Source organism: Shigella sp. FC1661 (assembly GCF_001712525.1).
GTDB classification, from domain to species: domain Bacteria; phylum Pseudomonadota; class Gammaproteobacteria; order Enterobacterales; family Enterobacteriaceae; genus Escherichia; species Escherichia coli.
In genome coordinates this window covers 14,148-36,281 of sequence record NZ_MDGW01000066.1, presented here as the reverse complement: position 1 = coordinate 36,281, position 22,134 = coordinate 14,148, and the positions used below count along the sequence as shown (strand labels likewise).

The 22,134-nt window shown below is 46.4% G+C and carries 18 protein-coding genes and 3 pseudogenes; 8 read left to right on the top strand and 13 right to left on the bottom strand.

Features of this window, described 5'->3' with window-relative positions; translation table 11 throughout:
* Positions 1-227: 227 nt before the first annotated feature.
* From BFF42_RS05125 to lpfA-O113, 3 genes and pseudogenes are all read right to left on the bottom strand, one after another.
* Positions 228-833: pseudogene (locus BFF42_RS05125) on the bottom strand (FimD/PapC N-terminal domain-containing protein); the annotation flags it as partial.
* A 24-nt stretch (positions 834-857) separates the two neighbouring features.
* Positions 858-1,589: a long polar fimbrial chaperone LpfB-O113 gene (gene lpfB-O113, locus BFF42_RS05120; RefSeq protein ID WP_000088109.1), complete on the bottom strand. Its 732-nt coding sequence runs from the start codon at positions 1,587-1,589 to the stop codon at positions 858-860.
* 47 nt (positions 1,590-1,636) lie between these two features.
* The gene (gene lpfA-O113, locus BFF42_RS05115) at positions 1,637-2,209 is read right to left on the bottom strand and encodes a long polar fimbria major subunit LpfA-O113 (RefSeq protein ID WP_000827806.1); all 573 of its coding nucleotides are present in this window, start codon (positions 2,207-2,209) and stop codon (positions 1,637-1,639) included.
* Positions 2,210-2,998: 789 nt separating this feature from the next.
* On the opposite strand from lpfA-O113, the gene BFF42_RS05110 reads away from it, so the two are divergent.
* Positions 2,999-3,238 carry a BrxA family protein gene (locus tag BFF42_RS05110; RefSeq protein WP_001353740.1) on the top strand — a complete coding sequence of 80 codons (240 nt, stop codon included), beginning with the start codon at positions 2,999-3,001 and terminating at the stop codon, positions 3,236-3,238.
* Positions 3,239-3,425: 187 nt separating this feature from the next.
* Here the strand turns inward: BFF42_RS05110 and intI2 are convergent.
* A pseudogene (gene intI2, locus BFF42_RS27530) lies at positions 3,426-4,403 on the bottom strand (class 2 integron integrase IntI2).
* A gap of 331 nt (positions 4,404-4,734) precedes the next feature.
* Here intI2 and dfrA1 point away from each other — a divergent pair.
* The 7 genes and pseudogenes from dfrA1 to BFF42_RS05060 all read left to right on the top strand — a co-directional run.
* Positions 4,735-5,208 carry a trimethoprim-resistant dihydrofolate reductase DfrA1 gene (dfrA1, locus tag BFF42_RS05095; RefSeq protein ID WP_000777554.1) on the top strand — a complete coding sequence of 158 codons (474 nt, stop codon included), beginning with the start codon at positions 4,735-4,737 and terminating at the stop codon, positions 5,206-5,208.
* Between the two features lie 93 nt (positions 5,209-5,301).
* Complete coding sequence (sat2, locus tag BFF42_RS05090; RefSeq protein ID WP_000704156.1) at positions 5,302-5,826, top strand: streptothricin N-acetyltransferase Sat2; 525 nt, start codon at positions 5,302-5,304, stop codon at positions 5,824-5,826.
* 57 nt (positions 5,827-5,883) lie between these two features.
* Positions 5,884-6,672 carry an ANT(3'')-Ia family aminoglycoside nucleotidyltransferase AadA1 gene (aadA1, locus tag BFF42_RS05085; RefSeq protein WP_001206315.1) on the top strand — a complete coding sequence of 263 codons (789 nt, stop codon included), beginning with the start codon at positions 5,884-5,886 and terminating at the stop codon, positions 6,670-6,672.
* 75 nt (positions 6,673-6,747) lie between these two features.
* The gene (locus tag BFF42_RS05080; RefSeq protein ID WP_001444089.1) at positions 6,748-7,245 is read left to right on the top strand and encodes a hypothetical protein; all 498 of its coding nucleotides are present in this window, start codon (positions 6,748-6,750) and stop codon (positions 7,243-7,245) included.
* 60 nt (positions 7,246-7,305) lie between these two features.
* Complete coding sequence (locus tag BFF42_RS05075) at positions 7,306-7,677, top strand: hypothetical protein (RefSeq protein WP_000119696.1); 372 nt, start codon at positions 7,306-7,308, stop codon at positions 7,675-7,677.
* Between the two features lie 409 nt (positions 7,678-8,086).
* Complete coding sequence (locus BFF42_RS05065) at positions 8,087-8,464, top strand: hypothetical protein (protein ID WP_001271300.1); 378 nt, start codon at positions 8,087-8,089, stop codon at positions 8,462-8,464.
* 22 nt (positions 8,465-8,486) lie between these two features.
* Positions 8,487-8,639, top strand: a pseudogene (locus BFF42_RS05060) (IS256 family transposase); the annotation flags it as partial.
* 55 nt (positions 8,640-8,694) lie between these two features.
* Here the strand turns inward: BFF42_RS05060 and BFF42_RS05055 are convergent.
* The 9 genes from BFF42_RS05055 to atpD form a co-directional block, all read right to left on the bottom strand.
* Complete coding sequence (locus BFF42_RS05055) at positions 8,695-10,311, bottom strand: Tn7-like element transposition protein TnsE (protein ID WP_000251879.1); 1,617 nt, start codon at positions 10,309-10,311, stop codon at positions 8,695-8,697.
* Positions 10,312-11,838, bottom strand: a complete 1,527-nt coding sequence (locus BFF42_RS05050; RefSeq protein ID WP_001243518.1) for a TnsD family Tn7-like transposition protein — start codon at positions 11,836-11,838, stop codon at positions 10,312-10,314.
* Between the two features lie 2 nt (positions 11,839-11,840).
* Positions 11,841-13,508 carry an AAA family ATPase gene (locus tag BFF42_RS05045; protein ID WP_001276994.1) on the bottom strand — a complete coding sequence of 556 codons (1,668 nt, stop codon included), beginning with the start codon at positions 13,506-13,508 and terminating at the stop codon, positions 11,841-11,843.
* Complete coding sequence (locus BFF42_RS05040; RefSeq protein ID WP_000267723.1) at positions 13,505-15,613, bottom strand: DDE-type integrase/transposase/recombinase; 2,109 nt, start codon at positions 15,611-15,613, stop codon at positions 13,505-13,507. The genes BFF42_RS05045 and BFF42_RS05040 overlap by 4 nt, the downstream gene beginning before the upstream one ends.
* Complete coding sequence (locus BFF42_RS05035) at positions 15,600-16,421, bottom strand: TnsA endonuclease N-terminal domain-containing protein (RefSeq protein ID WP_001029679.1); 822 nt, start codon at positions 16,419-16,421, stop codon at positions 15,600-15,602. Before BFF42_RS05035 ends, BFF42_RS05040 begins: the two co-directional genes overlap by 14 nt.
* A 159-nt stretch (positions 16,422-16,580) precedes the next feature.
* The gene (glmS, locus tag BFF42_RS05030; RefSeq protein WP_000334044.1) at positions 16,581-18,410 is read right to left on the bottom strand and encodes a glutamine--fructose-6-phosphate transaminase (isomerizing); all 1,830 of its coding nucleotides are present in this window, start codon (positions 18,408-18,410) and stop codon (positions 16,581-16,583) included.
* 161 nt (positions 18,411-18,571) lie between these two features.
* Positions 18,572-19,942 (bottom strand): bifunctional UDP-N-acetylglucosamine diphosphorylase/glucosamine-1-phosphate N-acetyltransferase GlmU, encoded by a 1,371-nt coding sequence (gene glmU / locus BFF42_RS05025; RefSeq protein ID WP_000933747.1) that lies wholly within the window; start codon positions 19,940-19,942, stop codon positions 18,572-18,574.
* 350 nt (positions 19,943-20,292) lie between these two features.
* A complete protein-coding gene (locus BFF42_RS05015; protein WP_001251973.1) occupies positions 20,293-20,712 on the bottom strand; it encodes a F0F1 ATP synthase subunit epsilon in 420 nt (139 codons plus the stop codon).
* A gap of 20 nt (positions 20,713-20,732) precedes the next feature.
* Positions 20,733-22,115, bottom strand: a complete 1,383-nt coding sequence (gene atpD, locus BFF42_RS05010; RefSeq protein ID WP_039060433.1) for a F0F1 ATP synthase subunit beta — start codon at positions 22,113-22,115, stop codon at positions 20,733-20,735.
* Between the last annotated feature and the right edge of the window lie 19 nt (positions 22,116-22,134).

Here is a 22,134-nt window from a genome sequence, read left to right as displayed (position 1 = left end):
TTAATGCCATTTTCAAGAGCAAGTTTTGAGATGGATATCCCGGGTTCACAGGAGGCAGCAACGAGCTGCTGTTTAAATTCGGGAGGATAATTAGGGCAGCCTTTTCGCCTGCCGGGATTCACATTTTTCTGCATATCTGACACTTTGGTTCCCACTACTTATTTGGTGGACACCACTTTGTCTAATTCGTCAGATTCTGACCAGACGGTTCAGGCTGTACGCTTACGTCCAATATTCAGTCCATTGCGCAGATTGAGATAACTGGTATCTGTCTCTTGTGAACCATAATCTGAACGTAGTGTATGTGAACCAGAAAAATCGTAGTTGATGGTGAGCGCGTTAATCCCCTCATCCCAACGCGTGGGGCTGATGTAATCATAAGCCATCGCGTCCATGTAGATTTGGGGAATGGATATATTCAGCTGCAATTTATCACTGTCAAACTGCCAGGATGAGCCTTCAATACGTGGAGCAGGATCGAGGCAAACCGTCTCATCCACATCATTGAACGATTTGAGCGCATCAACTTTTATGCCAAAGGAGGACAGTGTTTTTTTAATGGCAATAAAGCAAGCGTGCAGATCAGCATCTGGATTATTCTGAACAAATGTCACATCCTGACGTTCAAACATTTTACCGTTGATAAAAATATCAACGCTATAAACACCTGGGGGCATCAGGTTTGCCCGATTAAACTGGCGAATATCGACTCCGGATTGATGGTCGATTTCCAGAAGCGCCGGATTGAATACACTGACCTCGGCCATCAGGTTTTGCGAGAAAATCAGACACGTCCCTGCCGTGAGGCCAACCACTATTCTGGTCGTCATCATAATACGCCTATCCTTATCCCTTGCTTACAGCGTCATTTTTATCGGGTCACTGACTGCGCCGTAATCATTAATAAATCGCCAGGTCATTTGGCCTCCCGCAGAATTAGCAGGTAAAGGTAACGTGAGCGTTTCAAAAGGACGGATCATATTGAGGGGCACATCATGGCCATCAACGATGACATCCATCACACTGATATGAATTGGGTTGGGATTCTCTGCTATCAGATTTCGCCCTTCCCGGCGCCATTTCACTTTCGGCGCAGCATCTTCGGGAATAAGGCGGATATTTGCTGGTCGCCAGAACAGCTTGATACGCGTTTTTACTGCTATTTCCAGCGAGTTCGTCGCTTTGTTGCTCGCTGATGGCGGAATATTTTTAATATTCAGCCAGAAGACTGACTCGCGATAATCAGGCAATGACACACCTTTGGTGTGAATAATGCGTAATATTTTTTCTTGCGAAGGTTCTAATCGTGATACTGGCGGAATAACGGTAAACGGCGCTTTGCTTTTATCCTCTTTATTAAATGGATCTACCCAAGCTTGGATGAGATAAGGTATTTTTTCTTCTTTGCTAAATACAGAAATAGATTTATCAGCATTATTACTTAAGTAAACCCCCCGCGTACCACCAATGACAACGCCTGCATAAGTTAATGCTGGTTGGCCTAAAAAAATGCTGAGTATAATCGCGGTAAATAACTTACATGAAACTGTTGTTTTAAAGAGCCTGATTAAACAACTTTTTCTGGACATAACGACTCCCTGGCCAAAGCCAACTGAATAAAAAGGCCCTTGATAAATTATTTCTTATATTCGACAGTAAATTGTGAATCAGCGTTCGCCGTACCAGCCGTTACGGTCGCATTGGTTGCCACATAGCGTGCAATAAACTTCATTTCAGCCTTGCCTTCAGCATCGATAGCGGTATAAGCAGAGTCGTTATAAAGTTTAACCTGCGAATTATCGGACTGGTTAAAAATACGAATACCAACGCCGGTTGCCGCAATCGCTTGTCCTGTACCGGTAAAATCACCAGGGTTGCCTGCTGTAAGCGGCGTACCCACTTTCAGGTCGCCGTCGCCGCCAGGCGCTTCTGTACCATCAAAACGAACGGCTGCTTGAGTGTACGTTGCCGGGCAATTTTCAAGTTTAATACTGAACTTCTGTGGCGACGCCAGACTACCTACACCTGAAAATGCATTTTTACTGACTTTACCCAGTGGGACAATTTGATCGGCTGTATCGGAGGTAACTTCACAAGTAGTGTCGACAATTTCACCGACGAAGTGAACAACACCATCTTCTGCCAGTGCATGCCCGGCCAGCATTAGAGATGCCAGAGTGAATGCACCGCCTATAATATTACGCTTCATAAAAACTCCATTGATATAATATATCCTTTACCATGAATCATCACTTATATTAATAAGTGTATTTTTGATTCAAAGGAATAGTACACCAAAGAGACGGCTTTATCTAAAAATAATATTAATTACGCAAAAATAAAATATAAATTTATTGTTTAAATATTATTTAAACAGTAAAAAATCAAGTTTGTTATCAGACATTAATGATAATTCAGAATATATTTATATAGAAAGATAGATGAATTTATTGATGTCAGTTATAAAAAGGGCCACCGGTCGGCAGCCCTGTGGGCGGACAAAATAGTTGGGAACTGGGAGGGGTGGAAATGGAGTTTTTAAGGATTATTTAGGGAAGAGTGACAAAATAGATGGGAACTGGGTGTAGCGTCGTAAGCTAATACGAAAATTAAAAATGACAAAATAGTTTGGAACTAGATTTCACTTATCTGGTTAACTAATCTAGCTAACCTGCCGCTCAGCTTAGTACGATCCTATATCCAACTGATCATAATCCTTTCATCAGTATCCCAAATTAAATCCCCCTCCTAGACTGCCTCACCAACACTTTACAGTGATCCCGTATTTCCGGACAGGTGATTGATTTTTTTCGCTTGTACAGGTGTTAAGCCACAGTTATCTTGATGTGGACATTATGCATTGTAATAGCCCATTAACATGCGCTAAGAGCATAAATTAATATACAGTAACAAGCATTACGAGGTGCTAATGTTTGGAAAGCAGCCTCTTCCAACTACAATAATAAGTTAACTATCCTCCACCCACAAATAATTACAAATGACCCCTTTCCGCTATAACTCCGATCTCACCAGCGGCTCGCTACAAACCCGAGAGTGTCGCATTATTACTGGCTTGTTACTCCAAGAGCTTGATGAAGCTGCCTGGGATAAAGCCATGTATAAGGAAAATGTGCTTCAGAAACGCACGCAATCTACGGTAAGACGTATTTCTTCAGCGCTTAGAAAACGCCTAGAACACCTAAGCTCTGACTTTTGGGCTTTTGCGTTTTTATGTTAGGCATTGTCTGGCAACTGGAGGAAGTGTAATGACCATGAATGGTCACTGTGATTGACAGTATCTTGCTTAAACTTATCTGAACAATGGTAGAACTGGCTCATATTTATCCCCTCTATGATTGTTTATCTTTTTCACCATAAAAAGTATCAGGGGCTACTCAGGGCTACATAAAGATATTTATCTACTTTTACTGATTGATAAGTAGCATCAGTCCATCCGCAGGACTGGTGGTGCCGGCAAAATGCTGACCCAACACATGCGTATAGATTTGCGTGGTCTTAACATCGTTATGCCCTAAGAGTTCTTGCACAGTGCGAATATCACGCCCCGCTTGTAATAGATGCGTAGCAAACGAGTGACGAAATGTATGACAAGTGACACGCTTGCTAACGATGCCTGCTTTTTGTACGGCTGCCTTCAATGCCTTTCGCGCAACGGAGTCATGCAGATGATGGCGGCATAATTTGCCGTTATACGGGTGGTTGCAGAGCGTGCTGGAGGGAAAGACAAACATCCACGCCGCTTGTCGATAAGCAGAAGGGTATTTGTGATCTAAAGCAAAAGGCAGCGATGGCCCTACGCCTTGTAAGTTGTCGTCTTGCTGAATAAGCCGCGCTTGCTCAATGAGTTATTTTATTGCTGGGATTAGGCGCGTGGGCAGTAGGCTGTTTCTGCTTTTCCCACCCTTACCGTCATGCACAGTGATGCAGCCATTATCAAAATCAAAATCTTTAACCCGCAAACGCAAGCATTCATTAATGCGCAAACCTGCACCATACAGCAGCGTAAAAATAACTTGGTTGCGAGTATCCATAACCTGCAAAATGCGTTGCACTTCATTTGCAGAGATAACAGAGGGTAGCCGTCTAGGCTTGCTTGCAGGGATATAATCAATATCGCCCAACGGCTGTTGTAAAAACCTGTTGTACAAAAAAGCTAGGGCATTTAAAGCGATTTTCTGCGTGTTTATGGCTACATGTCTGCTGTTTGCTAAGCTGGATAAAAACAGCCTGACCTCTTCACTGCCCATGGTCTGAGGATGACGTTTTTTGTGAAACAGAATAAAACGCTTAATCCAGTGCAGGTAAGTTTTTTCAGTTTTCAGCGCATAACCTTTTTGTCGCATATCCGTGCGTATAGAATTTAAAAATGGACTGTTAGACATAAAACGCTCCTTGTCTTGCAACTGTCTGCCTATACAGCCTATTCTAGCTGGGATTTAAAAAAGTGCCTGTTTTTTACGCCTAGAGATGCTTGTTTACCGGTAGAGTTTTAATTTAATGCTAAATAAATTAAAATGTTATGAGTTCTTTGGGTGAGATAATGTGCATCGTGCAAGCAGGATAGACGGCATGCACGATTTGTAATAACAGAGTGTCTTGTATTTTTAAAGAAAGTCTATTTAATACAAGTGATTATATTAATTAACGGTAAGCATCAGCGGGTGACAAAACGAGCATGCTTACTAATAAAATGTTAACCTCTGAGGAAGAATTGTGAAACTATCACTAATGGTAGCTATATCGAAGAATGGAGTTATCGGGAATGGCCCTGATATTCCATGGAGTGCCAAAGGTGAACAGCTCCTGTTTAAAGCTATTACCTATAACCAATGGCTGTTGGTTGGACGCAAGACTTTTGAATCAATGGGAGCATTACCCAACCGAAAGTATGCGGTCGTAACACGTTCAAGTTTTACATCTGACAATGAGAACGTATTGATCTTTCCATCAATTAAAGATGCTTTAACCAACCTAAAGAAAATAACGGATCATGTCATTGTTTCAGGTGGTGGGGAGATATACAAAAGCCTGATCGATCAAGTAGATACACTACATATATCTACAATAGACATCGAGCCGGAAGGTGATGTTTACTTTCCTGAAATCCCCAGCAATTTTAGGCCAGTTTTTACCCAAGACTTCGCCTCTAACATAAATTATAGTTACCAAATCTGGCAAAAGGGTTAACAAGTGGCAGCAACGGATTCGCAAACTGTCACGCCTTTTGTACCAAAAGCCGCGCCAGGTTTGCGATCCGCTGTGCCAGGCGTTAGGCGTCATATGAAGATTTCGGTGATCCCTGAGCAGGTGGCGGAAACATTGGATGCTGAGAACCATTTCATTGTTCGTGAAGTGTTCGATGTGCACCTATCCGACCAAGGCTTTGAACTATCTACCAGAAGTGTGAGCCCCTACCGGAAGGATTACATCTCGGATGATGACTCTGATGAAGACTCTGCTTGCTATGGCGCATTCATCGACCAAGAGCTTGTCGGGAAGATTGAACTCAACTCAACATGGAACGATCTAGCCTCTATCGAACACATTGTTGTGTCGCACACGCACCGAGGCAAAGGAGTCGCGCACAGTCTCATCGAATTTGCGAAAAAGTGGGCACTAAGCAGACAGCTCCTTGGCATACGATTAGAGACACAAACGAACAATGTACCTGCCTGCAATTTGTACGCAAAATGTGGCTTTACTCTCGGCGGCATTGACCTGTTCACGTATAAAACTAGACCTCAAGTCTCGAACGAAACAGCGATGTACTGGTACTGGTTCTCGGGAGCACAGGATGACGCCTAACAATTCATTCAAGCCGACACCGCTTCGCGGCGCGGCTTAATTCAGGAGTTAAACATCATGAGGGAAGCGGTGATCGCCGAAGTATCGACTCAACTATCAGAGGTAGTTGGCGTCATCGAGCGCCATCTCGAACCGACGTTGCTGGCCGTACATTTGTACGGCTCCGCAGTGGATGGCGGCCTGAAGCCACACAGTGATATTGATTTGCTGGTTACGGTGACCGTAAGGCTTGATGAAACAACGCGGCGAGCTTTGATCAACGACCTTTTGGAAACTTCGGCTTCCCCTGGAGAGAGCGAGATTCTCCGCGCTGTAGAAGTCACCATTGTTGTGCACGACGACATCATTCCGTGGCGTTATCCAGCTAAGCGCGAACTGCAATTTGGAGAATGGCAGCGCAATGACATTCTTGCAGGTATCTTCGAGCCAGCCACGATCGACATTGATCTGGCTATCTTGCTGACAAAAGCAAGAGAACATAGCGTTGCCTTGGTAGGTCCAGCGGCGGAGGAACTCTTTGATCCGGTTCCTGAACAGGATCTATTTGAGGCGCTAAATGAAACCTTAACGCTATGGAACTCGCCGCCCGACTGGGCTGGCGATGAGCGAAATGTAGTGCTTACGTTGTCCCGCATTTGGTACAGCGCAGTAACCGGCAAAATCGCGCCGAAGGATGTCGCTGCCGACTGGGCAATGGAGCGCCTGCCGGCCCAGTATCAGCCCGTCATACTTGAAGCTAGGCAGGCTTATCTTGGACAAGAAGATCGCTTGGCCTCGCGCGCAGATCAGTTGGAAGAATTTGTTCACTACGTGAAAGGCGAGATCACCAAGGTAGTCGGCAAATAATGTCTAACAATTCGTTCAAGCCGACGCCGCTTCGCGGCGCGGCTTAACTCAAGCGTTAGAGAGCTGGGGAAGACTATGCGCGATCTGTTGAAGGTGGTTCTAAGCCTCGTACTTGCGATGGCATCGGGGCAGGCACTTGCTGACCTGCCAATTGTTTTAGTGGATGAAGCTCGTCTTCCCTATGACTACTCCCCATCCAACTACGACATTTCTCCAAGCAACTACGACAACTCCATAAGCAATTACGACAATAGTCCATCAAATTACGACAACTCTGAGAGCAACTACGATAATAGTTCATCCAATTACGACAATAGTCGCAACGGAAATCGTAGGCTTATATATAGCGCAAATGGGTCTCGCACTTTCGCCGGCTACTACGTCATTGCCAACAATGGGACAACGAACTTCTTTTCCACATCTGGCAAAAGGATGTTCTACACCCCAAAAGGGGGGCGCGGCGTCTATGGCGGCAAAGATGGGAGCTTCTGCGGGGCATTGGTCGTCATAAATGGCCAATTTTCGCTTGCCCTGACAGATAACGGCCTGAAGATCATGTATCTAAGCAACTAGCCTGCTCTCTAATAAAATGTTAGGCCTCAACATCTAGTCGCAAGCTGAGGGGAACCACTAGTGTCATACGAACCTCCAAGAGACGGTTACACAAACGGGTACATTGTTGATGTCATGTATGACAATCGCCCAAGTAAGTATCCAGCTGTGTTCAGAACGTACGTCCGAATTCCAGACTATGTCGAACTAGATAACGCGGAGGAGCTGGCCGACGCAATCATTCGAGAGGTTGAGTTAAAGGAGGCATGGCTCACAAGGGTCTTGGGGAACTCAGCCGATCCTGACGCTTCTGTGGGCAAGTGGGACCGGCGCCTAGCGCAGTGCGGTGGTATTGATGAGATGTCAAGTGGGGTGCAGGCAACATACTTCAGTCCAAACGGTCAGCTGGTCGGCTTAGTGGCATACATTGATGCCGAATGGATGGATGAATAGCTCTGACGTTACGATTCAGGTGAGACAACCAGATGGGCATTGCGTACAAGCTCAGTTGCCACCGATGTGGCTACGAGTCTGATCTTCTTTACCTAGGCCAAGGTATGGCGATGCTTCCTGAGCAAATAGTCGGAACGTGCACATGCTGCGACAATCTAACGACGATTTCTATAAATGAAAGCTACGGAGTATGCTCACTTTGTGGGGCTAAGGATCGTGTGATATTTACAAGCTATCAGCATGAGGCAAGGCCAAGAAATCCCTGCTATCTAGAGAGAAGTTTCAAATATCAATGCCCAAGATGCCATGCCTTCAGTATGGAGCCTCCGGATCTACCGGAGATGCTTTGGGACTAATGCTCCGCTTTGCCTCGGGTATCCGTTCGACCTATGTTTAAGAGGAAACGCACGTGTCTGCCGCCAAAGCTCTTGCCTATGCACTTTGTGACAAGTTGGAAAGCAAAAAAGTTGATGAAGTCGTACGAAATCTTGTTTCTAGCGGCTGGAATATTAGGGAAGTGGCCTGGGAAGCTTCGTCCTTTGATCATGAAATGCCCTACTTTGACACGGGGCGGGACTTCGATATTGGATTTCCTGACACGCTGTCATCCAAGATTGAGTTTTTGACCGCGAATGGATCAATCGTCCAAGCACGTGCTCGCCTGCACTTCAAGCAGGCTCTAATTTTTGCCAAGGCGTCCAAACATGTCGCCGCGCTCAAGAACTCATTGGATTACTACTATGGATCGTCTGTAATCCCCCCTCAAAACCACGGAGGCTATTTGTAGAAAATTCCATTAATATGAACTCAAGGTGTTCCCTACGGACGAATCAGCGATGAAGGTGGTGTACCTGGCTATCCAGGCGGCGACCAAGAAATGGACGATGCCGATCCGCAACTGGAAGCCGGCCATGAACCGTTTTATGATCGAATTTGGTGACCGTTTAAATGGCCACCTTTAACTGACCGGCAAAAGCACTTACACAAAAGGGTTTACAGGCTCTTTCAGTCATTCCTTTAATGCGTAAATTGCTCTCTAACCACTCTCTCAGCCCACCCTTCCATATCCTCTCTCGATACTTGCAGCTCCCCCAACCCCTTTGGATGATTCACCCCTCTATGCCCGTCTTGTCCATATAATTGATCAAACAAACTATTTGGCCAATTCAATGAGCTCTTCACCACTCCACGCCGTATCTTTTCAAAATCATTCCGCCATGTTTCGCTATCAACGCCACTCAACACTTTGGTAGAAAGCATTTTCACCCCATCCGATGCATCCACCTCTAGCAATACAAATTCACTGCCATTACGTTGCACCCCAACGGCTTTAATCACTCTTGGTGAGCCATCTTTACACAGATGTAATCGGCTACGCCCAACTTTTGGCAAAACCAAGGTTTCTTCAAAAAGCACCCGACATGCAAATTTAGTTTTTAGAATTGAAAGTAGCTCATCAAAAGCAGCAAATCGATTAGCAAAAATAGAGTTGTAATTGGTTGCATCCTGCTTCCCACCCACATCTGCCGCTGCTAGGACACCACCTAAGTGTGGCTCATCAGTACTAACCAAATTACTATTTTCACTTGTTGTTGCTTCTTCTTTTTCTAAAATAGTTTGGCTACTTTTTCTTGCCCTGCGAGATTTTTCAATTCGACTAGGTCTACTAAAACTTATCCATGTCGGCTCAGCCTCTATGACTCGTGTGTCTGTGTCTATATTGGCTGTTTCCTCATCGTCCAACTGTAGATGCTCATCATCAACAACTGACTCTGTTGAAACCGCTATGTGCTGCGTACTACCATCACCTGCCTCCTTTTCCTGAAAAGAGGCATGGCTAATAGCTGTTGTGCTAGGAAGCATAGCGTTGATTTCTAAACCTACTATTTCCTCAACTAAATAATCCTTATCCTCGTTAGAAGAACGTCCTTTTACATGTAATTTCCAACCCTGCATGGGCGGAGGGTCAAAGCTAAAGCACCAGCTTTCAACGCCGTTCTTAATTTCTCTATTTTGTTGATAGTGCCTAAAAATACTTTCATACGAATCCATAACATCTTGATCCGAAAACAACCAAACCAAAAGCTGCACTACGGCCGACTGCTCTAACGCCCCTTTAGGAAACGATGAACTGGGTAAGATCCTTATCTCTAAATGATCTCGCTCAACCTCATACTGAACGTCGAACTCTTGCTGTAAAGCGGTACTGCTCAAACAGCTTCGACAGAAATAGGAGTTAATTAAAAATAATGACCGAGCTAGCTCTAACTGTGGGATGTGATAACGAGTCTTGCTATATGGTGTTTCAGCTTCGTAAATAAATGAACTCTGCGCTCCATCCTTGTTGCGTACGGAAGCAAAGGACGAGAGATTAGGAAAATCGATTATTTTGGCTCGTTGAAGATCCGATGCTTCAAACTCAATCACACGATCCGCCTTATTTATTTGCTTTGTTGTACTGTTAACCACCTTAGCTCGACTTAATAAAGGCAAATGAGTAAATCGAGTCCATTTCCGTTCTTGCATTGGATTAAACCAAACAAAAATACGCCACTCCTTATGACCCGAGTTACGGAATAAATGACCAATATGTACAACCTGCACATTGTCATTAAATGTAGCTAGCCTAACCACTCACTCTTCCCCATAAACCATTTCCAAGAATCTTTGTGCTTCCTCAGTTATCCGCTCTTTAGATAACGTTGCACTTCTTAATAATCGCCAGCGCCTAAGCTCAACATCTTCCTGTTTAAGCTTAATAAAAGCTTGGCTAATCCGTCTAATTTGATAATCTTCCACACTCTCTGAGTAACGCTTTAAGCAAAGCGCTACCAAAGGCAGTTTCTGTAGATTTTTTGCAAGAGAGGTTCCGTTAGGAGTTTGCTTTAACAGCCAGCTCGATGTCGCTCTTGGGTGATCAAGGCTACTATCTAGACGCTTTATGATTCTTAATAGTTGTCGTACAGCAATTCGATCTCTTTGGTTCCAATCAACTCTAGGGGCGGGTGCCAGACGCTCTTGTTGATGCTGTTGATTCCAGTGAACTAGCCAATCCCTGTCATGTCGGTAAAGCCAAGCGTATAGCACCCCACCCTCTAAAGACTGTCTTGCCGCCTTAATTCCTTGGTATTTATGCACTAGTTGCTGCCAGTCTTTATGCTTAACAGATAAATCTTCAGAGTTAGGTTGCACAGACTGGCTAACAGGTCTTGTCGTTATAGAGTGCTCAGTAAGAGCACTTGCCTGCTGTAGCGCTTCTATAACCGTTAGTTTTGGCAATAAGGCTTGCCACACAATACTATGCTGTAAATAACTAAAGGCTTTTCTATGCTTACGGAATATACTTTTCAGCCAACACGTGTCCTTGTTCTCTGCCAACTTTAAATCCAGTTTCTCTAGTGCCTCATCACTAAAAGTCTGCCTCACTCTCTCCGCCACCAAGTCATGACGAATGTGCTTGCTTTTGGTTAGCCCTAGATCCTGCGCTAAGCGCTGATAAAACAGCGTCCACTGCTCAAGGCTTGGGGAAAGCTCTTGCGCTCGTGGAGCATCTAACAGAGGGGCTATATAAGCAGCTAGTGCTGTTAATTGAGATAGGGAGTCTTTGGGGTAGTCTGAAAGCAGCTCAGTATGACCCAAAGCCCAAAATTGATGTCGGTGATCATCTACAGCTCTATCAAAGAAGACTAAAGCACCGTGTTTTGGACAATATGGCAAAGCGGGCAAATACCAATCTCGTTGCCAAAAGGCTTCCCCATACCTATTTAGCTGAAGAGCAACGCAATCAGGGCAGTATCTAAAGCGGTTATCGCTCTTAACTCTAGAAGCAGCGACTCCTAGCATTAAATGCACCGCACCTTGCGCTTGGTACTCCATTAACCGAATAGCTTCGTCTCGGCGCTCCTTGCCTACAAACGGAGCATATAAAGGGAATAAGGTATGCTCATAAATAAGCTGCTGAACAGCGTAACGTCCTGTTTGATGTAGATGTCTTGCTATCACACCTAAATGCGAGGGCAGACCTAAGGTAGCGACCACCTTGCGGTTGCCATACACCTCATCCAACAGCTGCTTAGGACTAACAATCCCTTGATAAACGCCTGCCCGTGCAATAGTGCTATAAATCAGCTCATTCGAGTACGGAACAGGAAAGTTTCTCATGGCTAACCTGCTTGTTTAAATAAGCTCGCCATATCCACTATTACCCCTTTCCCTTTTAACCGTTCATGCATGGTTTTTTCAGGTTGGCGTTGTGAATAGATATAACGTAAATCCGTATCAGGCAAGCTATCCCAGTCGCTGGGCTTGACTACCTTTATAGCCGAAACCTTTTTACTCTTGGAGGGCTTTTCTAGTTCTGACACTACCGTTTCGCCTTCCATCAACCACTGCAAAACAAGAGGCAGTAACTTTTGTCTTGTCATCGTTGGATTCTGGCTAAACGCTTTTTTAATAGTGGGAATTAACAGGCTTGAATCGTAATCCTCTTTCAGCATCAGATATAAATGACGCTGATCTTCGGTATCTAACTCTTGAAGGGCTTTTTCTTCTGGTGTTTGTTCTTGTATCGCTGCGATATCTAGCTGAAGTTGGATTAACCGTTTATCAATCTCGGGAACGACTAGATCAGAATAACGAGCAATGCGTTCTGGGATACCCGAGCGTAATGCCTCTAGCATGGGGTGCACAGGCTTTAACTCATCTTGATACACTTGCCGCAATAAACCAGCGGTAATACGCTCATTGCCTAAAGCTAGCGCACGGAGCTGAGCGAGTACAAAAAGTTTTACTACAATGTCCATCACTCCTTGGCTTAGCTCATACCACACATCACGGACCTCATCCGATAACAGCGCATCTTTGCGTTGTAAAAGCTGTAATTGCCAAAGATTATCCGTAAAAGCGATCCACTCTTGATTGGGCTTTCCACGTTGCGTTTGTTGTATAGGATCCCAGAATATAGCTCCAAACCCTGCCCCTCTACGTGCAGACCGCAAATCAGCCTCAAAAATCTCTCGTGCTTTAGGGGTACCAATCAACATCACTGGTACGCCAATAATATTCACCATCGTCACAAAAAAGTTCAGCATCTCTTGAGATCCACCCGAACGAGAGCGGCTTAAATGCTGAATTTCATCAATAACCAACAACCCTAAAGCATGTGCATTGGCTATTTGCGACATCAAAGCCAACATGGTTTCTATACCATGACGTTTTAAGCCATAACGACGCTCATAGTTCGAGCCCAAGGCTCGATCCAACGCTCTGAAAAAATTCAAGCAGATTTCTTTTAGCGAACCATTATGCGAGCAGTCTATTTTCAAATACACCACCTGCTCTACATTGAGTTCACGATGGTAAATCACCTGAGGATACGTGGCTAGAATACGATGAAGAGAGGTCGTCTTCCCACTACCAGAACAACCAATTAACAATAAGCTTTGTGCCGTAGATCGTGCCTCCTCAAAGCGAAATGTCTCCAACTCTCCCGTTTGAACACGCTCATAACCATTTTGTAAATGCTTTTGTAAATCTCCTGTTTTAGGATTTCTGCCTACGTAGCCACCTCGAATCATGACCGAAATACGCTCACTTAGTAGCAAATGCGTACCTAATGGCTGAAAATAGTCATCTGGAATACGACAAATGGTATGAGCTCTGATAACACGGGACTTTTGCAAGTCAGAGGAAGTAAGCTGTAAAGAGGATTTCAGTGATGCAGCACTATTCACTGACTCTTGTAATGGTGGTAAGGCCTCGATAAAAGGATTATCACGATAAGCCTCTACCCCCGTATCACGATAAACTGCTTGAATCCGGGTAGCACTCATGACTCATCCTTTTCTGGTGGATCCTGAAATAATTCAGGCACGTATGTGGGTAGGCTGTAATCTTCTTGATCATCCGCTTCCACTGCGTTGAAAGGAATAACTTTAGCCTCATCACCTGAAGAGCTTGGCTTCAAATGCTCCGCACGTTTTTTACGCTCCGAGGTCACGGCTTCTTTTTTATTAGTTTTAATCTGCTTAATGCGTGTTGATTTGGGCTCAGTAGTACTGGGCGTTAACTTATTCGCTTTCTGAATGGTTTGCTGAATAAACGCCTCAAGCTCCCTGCGTTTAGTTAACTCATCCTGCTTCGCATTGGCTTTATTGTGTTTTTCTTGTGCTTGTATATCCCAAACCTCCCAAAATGAGAGACCTTTAAACTGCCGACTACGTTCCGTCAGATTACAGCGCCAAAATACACGGCTGCCAACTTGCGGAAACAAATAAATCGTATCAACCAGCACTGGGTCATAAGCCGCTTCTAAATGTTGAGGTCTAGCTATATCAGTGCTCCGCTGCAACCAACCCTCACGCAGAATCTCTGACCCCGAGTAATACAAACCCCACAAATTAACGCCAAATGAAGAAATAGAGACCTTTCGGCGAGGCAGTAACGCTACTCGCAACTGCTCTTGCTCCACAGCCCTTAAACTACCTGTACGATGCTGCATACCCCATTGCCATAGCTGGACAGGAATAGACGGTAAATCTGTAGGAAAATCAGCATCTCGATCGTATTTATCCATCACCAGATGGTTATTTCTGAATAAGATCGTACGCAAAATAATTTGTGTGAACTCAAATACCGACAGAGATGCATCTAACCTATAGTCTGTTTCACCATGGCTTTTGATCCGACTGCCCTCTACAATGCCAGGTGCAAAGGACTTAAACTCGGCTTGTAGTGTTCTAAAAGTGCTTTCCACTATGCCTTTAGCATCGCCACGTCTAGGTGGAGCACTTTCCACTCGCACATTAAAACTAGAAACTAAGGCTTCGACCTGATGACTCATTAATTCGCCACGGTCCGCTAGCAACACATCTGGCAAACCTACACACGGCCAGTCTGAGCTACTAATCTCAATATCATGCTGGGCACAAATGGCCGTTTTGTCAGAGCAAGCATTTACAAAAGCCTGCATCGCCACCACATAAGACGGATTTTCAAAGCCGATATAAAAGCCCGTGATCATCCGACTAAACACATCAATCACAATGTAAAGCGTTGGTCTTCCTATGATTTTTTGGCGATCATGATGATCCACTAAATAAATATCAGCAATCGTGGCATCAATCTCATAACGACTCCCAGGGCCTAACGCCTGAGAAGTGGCTGTACTACTTAAGGGTCGTACGTCTTTTTTATATACCCCTGCTTTAACTCTAGACTTTAAGCGCTGAGCTTTAGGGTATTCTCGATCATAAAAATAACGAAACTGACGTAGTGTTGGGTAATCCTCTTGGGGAATGCGAGGAAAATACTGAGCAAACAAGTCCACAAATCGTCTATAGGCAACGGTGGTCTTTGTACCTTTTTGATTTAACAGGTGCTTTTCTATGGTCAACCTAAAAAGGCGTTCAATCTCGGGCGTTACCTTGGTTCCTTCACCCTTACCATATTCTCTGGCTCGGCCAATCTTTGCTGTTCCTGTCGCTGAACGTCTTTCCCCTGGTGCACCGCTGTTTTTGTAGTCAGGAATTAATGCATTAGGCGTTTGACCACGCTGCCAGTAACGGCGTAACAACTTATAAACTGTAGCCTTAGTAACCTTATGTTCTTGGACCACATGCTCAACGAGTTCGCTTCTGACTTTAGGGTCGAAACGATCCTTACTATTAATAATAGGAAGAATTTTTCGATAATCCTCCTCGCGCTTCTGGAAGCTGACAGAATCTACAGACGGCTCTTCTAAATCAAGATGTACATAAGGGTCATCAGTTCTAACTAAGCGGCCTTCATCTAAATACTGCATTAGCAACAACTCAGCCCTAGCTTGTGGAACTCCTTTATCAGCGCTTATTTGCATCCAGACAACTTGGCCATCCTCTATAGCCAAAATGCGATACGGATCATTATCAAATAGCACAACCTCATTAATTTGCCACATAGCGCAACTCCTCCATATTCACTACTTGGCTAATACAGAGATCTGCACACTTATTTGCCCTGAAAGACTTATAAATATTGAACTTAATAAAACCATTTGCGGTTAAGGCTCGTATCTCACTCAATGTTTTGCCTAACTCCAAATCATAAGCAATATCAACCTGCTTACAGACATTGATAATGTTTTCATCTCCTTTTTCTTGCAGGATATGGGCCAATGGGGATAGTTGTGCTAAAAGCTCCGCAGAAACTTCTTCTGTTTTCACTGAATAAAGCCATTCAATATTTTCTTTTACTACGGGATTTATTTCTTTATCAGTAAAAATGAACCAAGGAATTTGCTTTTGCTGCCAATAGCGACGCTCTAGTTCTAGTTTTTCTAAGGTACGCTCGTCTTGTAAGGCTGCTGCAGGTTTGACTTGAATAGCAAACTGCTCAAAAGGACCATCTTTGCAGTCCACTAAAAAATCAGTAGACATAACCTGATCTACACCACGAATAACAGGATGCTTAATACCACTATCTATTGCAATCTGCCTGGTATCACTAGGTAATAAGGGGAACTGCTCGCGTATATCTAGCACGCTGCTCTCCCACTCAAGACTGAGAAAAACAGCAAGCTCTAAGTCAGATAGCAAATGATGGACTCGTCCCGTCTTATGAGAATAAATACGGTGGGAACGACCTGAAGAAGGAACTTCTTGTACTGTTAGCCATGGAATATAGTCTTTACCATGCCCTTGGCCACGCCCCTCTTTAATACGACGGGCAATTTGCACTTCAGAAAATGAAGAGTTTGCTTTAGCCATAACAAAAGTCCAGTATGCTTTTTCACAGCATAACTGGACTGATTTCAGTTTACAACTATTCTGTCTAGTTTAAGACTTTATTGTCATAGTTTAGATCTATTTTGTTCAGTTTAAGACTTTATTGTCCGCCCACAAGCCCTTTTTTATCTATGATAGTGATTACTCAACCGTAACCGATTTTGCCAAGTTACGCGGCTGGTCAACGTCGGTGCCTTTGATCAGCGCGACATGGTAAGCCAGCAGCTGCAGCGGAACGGTGTAGAAGATCGGTGCAATCACCTCTTCCACATGCGGCATCTCGATGATGTGCATGTTATCGCTACTTACAAAACCCGCATCCTGATCGGCGAAGACATACAACTGACCGCCACGCGCGCGAACTTCTTCAATGTTGGATTTCAGTTTTTCCAACAGTTCGTTGTTCGGTGCAACGACGATAACCGGCATATCCGCGTCAATCAGCGCCAGCGGGCCGTGTTTCAGCTCGCCAGCAGCGTAGGCTTCAGCGTGAATGTAGGAGATCTCTTTCAGCTTCAATGCGCCTTCCAGTGCGATTGGGTACTGATCGCCACGGCCCAGGAACAGTGCGTGATGTTTGTCAGAGAAATCTTCTGCCAGAGCTTCAATGCGTTTGTCCTGAGATAGCATCTGCTCAATACGGCTCGGCAGCGCCTGCAGACCATGCACAATGTCATGTTCAATGGAGGCATCCAGACCTTTCAGGCGAGACAGCTTCGCCACCAGCATCAACAGCACAGTTAACTGAGTGGTGAATGCTTTAGTGGACGCCACGCCGATTTCCGTACCCGCGTTGGTCATCAGCGCCAGATCGGATTCGCGCACCAGAGAAGAACCCGGAACGTTACAGATTGCCAGCGAACCAAGGTAACCCAGCTCTTTCAACAGACGCAGGCCCGCCAGGGTATCCGCGGTTTCGCCAGACTGTGACAAGGTGATCATCAGGCTGTTACGACGCACGGCAGATTTACGATAGCGGAATTCAGAGGCGATTTCGACGTCGCACGGAATACCTGCCAGCGATTCAAACCAGTAGCGGGAAACCATACCGGAGTTATAAGAAGTACCACAGGCGAGGATCTGAATATGCTCAACCTTCGACAGCAGTTCGTCGGCGTTCGGTCCCAGCTCGCTTAAATCAACCTGACCGTGGCTGATGCGCCCGGTAAGGGTGTTTTTGATCGCGTTCGGCTGTTCGTAGATCTCTTTCTGCATGTAGTGACGGTAAATACCTTTATCGCCCGCGTCATATTGCAGATTGGATTCGATATCCTGACGTTTTACTTCCGCGCCAGTTTTATCGAAGATGTTTACCGAACGGCGAGTAATTTCCGCAATATCGCCCTCTTCAAGGAAGATAAAGCGACGGGTCACCGGCAGCAGCGCCAGCTGGTCAGAAGCGATAAAGTTTTCGCCCATACCCAGGCCAATCACCAGCGGACTACCAGAACGTGCCGCCAGCAGGGTATCCGGGTGACGGGAGTCCATGATCACTGTACCGTACGCACCGCGCAGCTGCGGGATAGCACGCAGAACAGCCTCACGCAGAGTCCCGCCTTGTTTCAGCTCCCAGTTCACCAGATGGGCAATCACTTCGGTGTCGGTTTCAGAAACGAAGGTATAGCCACGCGCTTTTAACTCTTCACGCAGCGGTTCATGGTTTTCGATGATGCCGTTATGCACCACCATAATGTGTTCAGAAACATGCGGATGCGCGTTAGCTTCTGAAGGTTCACCGTGGGTCGCCCAGCGAGTGTGAGCAATACCGGTGCCGCCATGCAGAGGATGTTCTTCCGCTGCCTGAGCCAGCATCTGGACTTTACCGAGGCGACGCAGGCGGGTCATATGACCTTCCGCATCAACAACGGCCAGACCGGCAGAGTCATATCCGCGGTATTCCAGACGACGTAAACCTTCAAGAAGGATTTCTGCTACATCACGTTGCGCGATCGCGCCAACAATTCCACACATAGTTTTTGATTCCGATTTATATCGTTGTCGGTCAACCTGTATGCCCGTTTTTTCGGGCGCCCCGAGCCTTGTAGAGAGTGGGGTTATTTTTATAGTTACTGCTTGTGGGAGGGAGATTATGTTATCTCCTCATCCCAGATGACCGGATTACCCGGCCAGAATTACTTTTTCTTTACCGGACGACGCCAGCCTTCTTTCTGAGTCTGCGGCACACGGCTGATAGCTAATGCATTTTCGCCGACATTACGCGTCACAGTTGTACCCGCAGCAATGGTCGCGCCTTTGCCTACTGTTACCGGGGCCACCAGCTGAGTGTCGGAACCGACAAACACATCGTCGCCGATAATGGTCTTAAATTTATTCGCACCATCGTAGTTGCAGGTAATGGTTCCCGCGCCGATGTTAACGTTATCGCCAATTTCCGCATCGCCCAGGTAAGTCAGATGACCAGCTTTCGAGCCTTTACCCAGACGCGCTTTTTTCATCTCAACAAAGTTACCGACGTGTGCACCTTCCAGCAACTCAGCACCAGGACGCAGACGGGCAAACGGGCCAATAGTACAGGCCGCTGCCAGATTCACGTCTTCCACAACGGTATACGGACTGATTTCGCAATCATCGCCAATCACGCTGTTTTTAATCACGCAACCGGTGCCGATTTTCACGCGATGACCGAGAGTCACGTTGCCCTCGATGATAACGTTAGTATCAATTTCAACATCGCGCCCGTGAGTAAGCGTACCGCGCAGATAAAAACGCGCCGGATCGCGCAGCATAACGCCTGCTAACAGCAGTTTTTCAGCCTGTTCGGACTGGTAAACGCGCTCCAGACGGGAGAGTTGCAGGCGGTTATTCACACCTTCTACTTCGCTTAAACGTTGCGGATGAACGGCGACGATTTCACGCCCTTCCTGATACGCCAGCGCAATAATGTCGGTGATGTAGTATTCGCCCTGAGCATTATTGTTGGTCAGCTTCGCCAGCCAGCGTTTCATATCTGCGCCGTTAGCGATCAGAATGCCGGTGTTGATCTCCTGAATCTGACGCTGCTCGTCGGTGGCATCTTTGTGCTCAACAATGCCGGTAACTTTGCCATTTTCACGGGTGATACGTCCATAACCGGTCGGATCATCCAGTTTCACCGTCAGCAGACCAATGCCACCCTGCGGTTTAGCATCACGCAGGCGCTGGAGTGTTTCGACAGAGATCAGCGGCACGTCGCCGTAGAGCATTAAAATGTCTTCATCATCGGCAAAGAAAGGTGCGGCCTGCTGCATTGCATGACCCGTACCCAGCTGCTCTGCCTGAAGCACCCAGTTAAGGTTGTCGTCTTTCAGCGCCTGTTTAAGCAGATCGCCGCCGTGACCGTACACCAGGTGAACGTGCGCTGCGCCTAATTCATTCGCAGCATCAATGACATGCTGAACCATCGCTTTCCCGGCAAGGGTATGCAGCACTTTCGGAAGATCGGAATACATGCGCGTGCCTTTGCCTGCGGCAAGGATCACTACGCTCATAGCATTATTCAACATACGCGTCCTGACTGTAATTTGAGAACGAATTTAAACCGCTTCACCTTGAAAAAACTACATTTTTTTCATCGTGAAATGGACAGAGGATAAATTGTTCAATAACGGATTATCCCCGCTGACGAAAGTGCCATTTTCGACCATCGTCACGCCTTTTGTCTGCAGAAAATTAAGGCAGTACCTTCATTTAAGCGTCAGGTGGATGTTTTTGCTCTTATTTCGATCAATGAATAAACGGGAAAACAGGGGTGTTTTATATCAGCAGGATCTATGTGAACGCTCTTCAGGACGGATCACGCGTAAAAAAAAACCAGCCTGTTTCCAGACTGGCTTTTGTGCTTTTCAAGCCGGTGTTACATCGCTTTTTTGGTCAACTCGATAACGCGCAGCTGCGCGATCGCTTTGGCCAGTTCCGCAGACGCCTGAGCGTAATCTACGTCGCCGTGAGAGCTGCTAATGTGCTCTTCAGCCTTACGTTTCGCTTCCATGGCTCGCGCTTCGTCGAGATCCTGGCCGCGAATTGCGGTGTCGGCCAGAACGGTCACGTTGCCAGACTGCACTTCAAGAATGCCGCCAGACAGATAGATAAACTCTTCGTGACCGTGCTGTTTCACGATGCGAATCATACCAGGCTTAATGGCGGTGAGCAGCGGTGCGTGGCCAGGGTAGATCCCCAGTTCACCTTCGCTACCCGTTACCTGGATTTTCTCGACCAGACCAGAGAACATTTGTTGCTCTGCGCTGACGACGTCCAGGTGGTAAGTCATTGCCATATCACCCTCCGATTAAGGCGTTAAAGTTTTTTGGCTTTTTCCACAGCTTCTTCGATGGAACCGACCATGTAGAACGCCTGCTCCGGCAGGTGATCGTATTCGCCTTCCATGATGCCTTTAAAGCCACGGATGGTGTCTTTCAGGGAGACGTATTTACCCGGAGAACCGGTGAATACTTCTGCCACGAAGAACGGCTGGGACAGGAAGCGCTGGATCTTACGAGCACGCGCTACCACCAGTTTGTCTTCTTCAGACAGTTCATCCATACCCAGGATGGCGATGATGTCTTTCAGTTCCTGATAACGTTGCAGGATGGACTGAACGCCACGCGCGGTGTCGTAGTGTTCCTGACCAACCACCAGCGGGTCCAGCTGACGGCTGGTGGAGTCCAGCGGGTCAACGGCCGGGTAGATACCCAGAGACGCGATCTGACGGCTCAGTACCACGGTTGCGTCAAGGTGCGCAAAGGTGGTTGCCGGAGACGGGTCAGTCAAGTCATCCGCAGGTACGTATACCGCCTGTACGGAGGTGATAGAACCAGTTTTGGTGGAGGTGATACGTTCCTGCAGAACGCCCATCTCTTCCGCCAGGGTCGGCTGATAACCTACCGCTGAAGGCATACGGCCCAGCAGTGCGGATACTTCCGTACCGGCCAGGGTGTAACGATAGATGTTGTCAACGAACAGCAGAACGTCACGACCTTCGTCACGGAATTTCTCAGCCATGGTCAGACCGGTCAGAGCAACGCGCAGACGGTTTCCCGGCGGCTCGTTCATCTGGCCATACACCAGGGATACTTTGTCGATAACGTTGGAGTCGGTCATTTCGTGGTAGAAGTCGTTACCCTCACGAGTACGTTCACCTACGCCCGCAAACACAGAGTAACCGGAGTGCTCGATCGCGATGTTACGAATGAGCTCCATCATGTTTACGGTTTTACCTACACCCGCACCACCGAACAGACCAACTTTACCGCCCTTAGCGAACGGACACATCAGGTCGATAACTTTGATACCGGTTTCCAGCAGTTCCTGAGAGTTTGACAGCTCTTCGTAGGAAGGTGCTGCGCGGTGAATCGCCCAACGCTCTTCTTCACCGATCTCGCCTTTCATGTCGACCGGTTCACCCAGTACGTTCATGATACGGCCCAGAGTCGCTTTACCTACCGGGACTTCGATCGGGTGTTCGAGGTCTTTTACATCCAGACCGCGACGCAGACCGTCGGAGGAACCCATTGCGATGGTACGCACGATACCGCCGCCGAGCTGCTGCTGAACTTCCAGCACCAGATGCTCATTACCATTTTGCACCTCAAGAGCATCGTACACGCGCGGTACGGCATCCTGAGGGAATTCGACGTCAACTACGGCGCCGATTACCTGGACAATCTTTCCAGTAGCCATCTTAAATCCTCTACGAAAT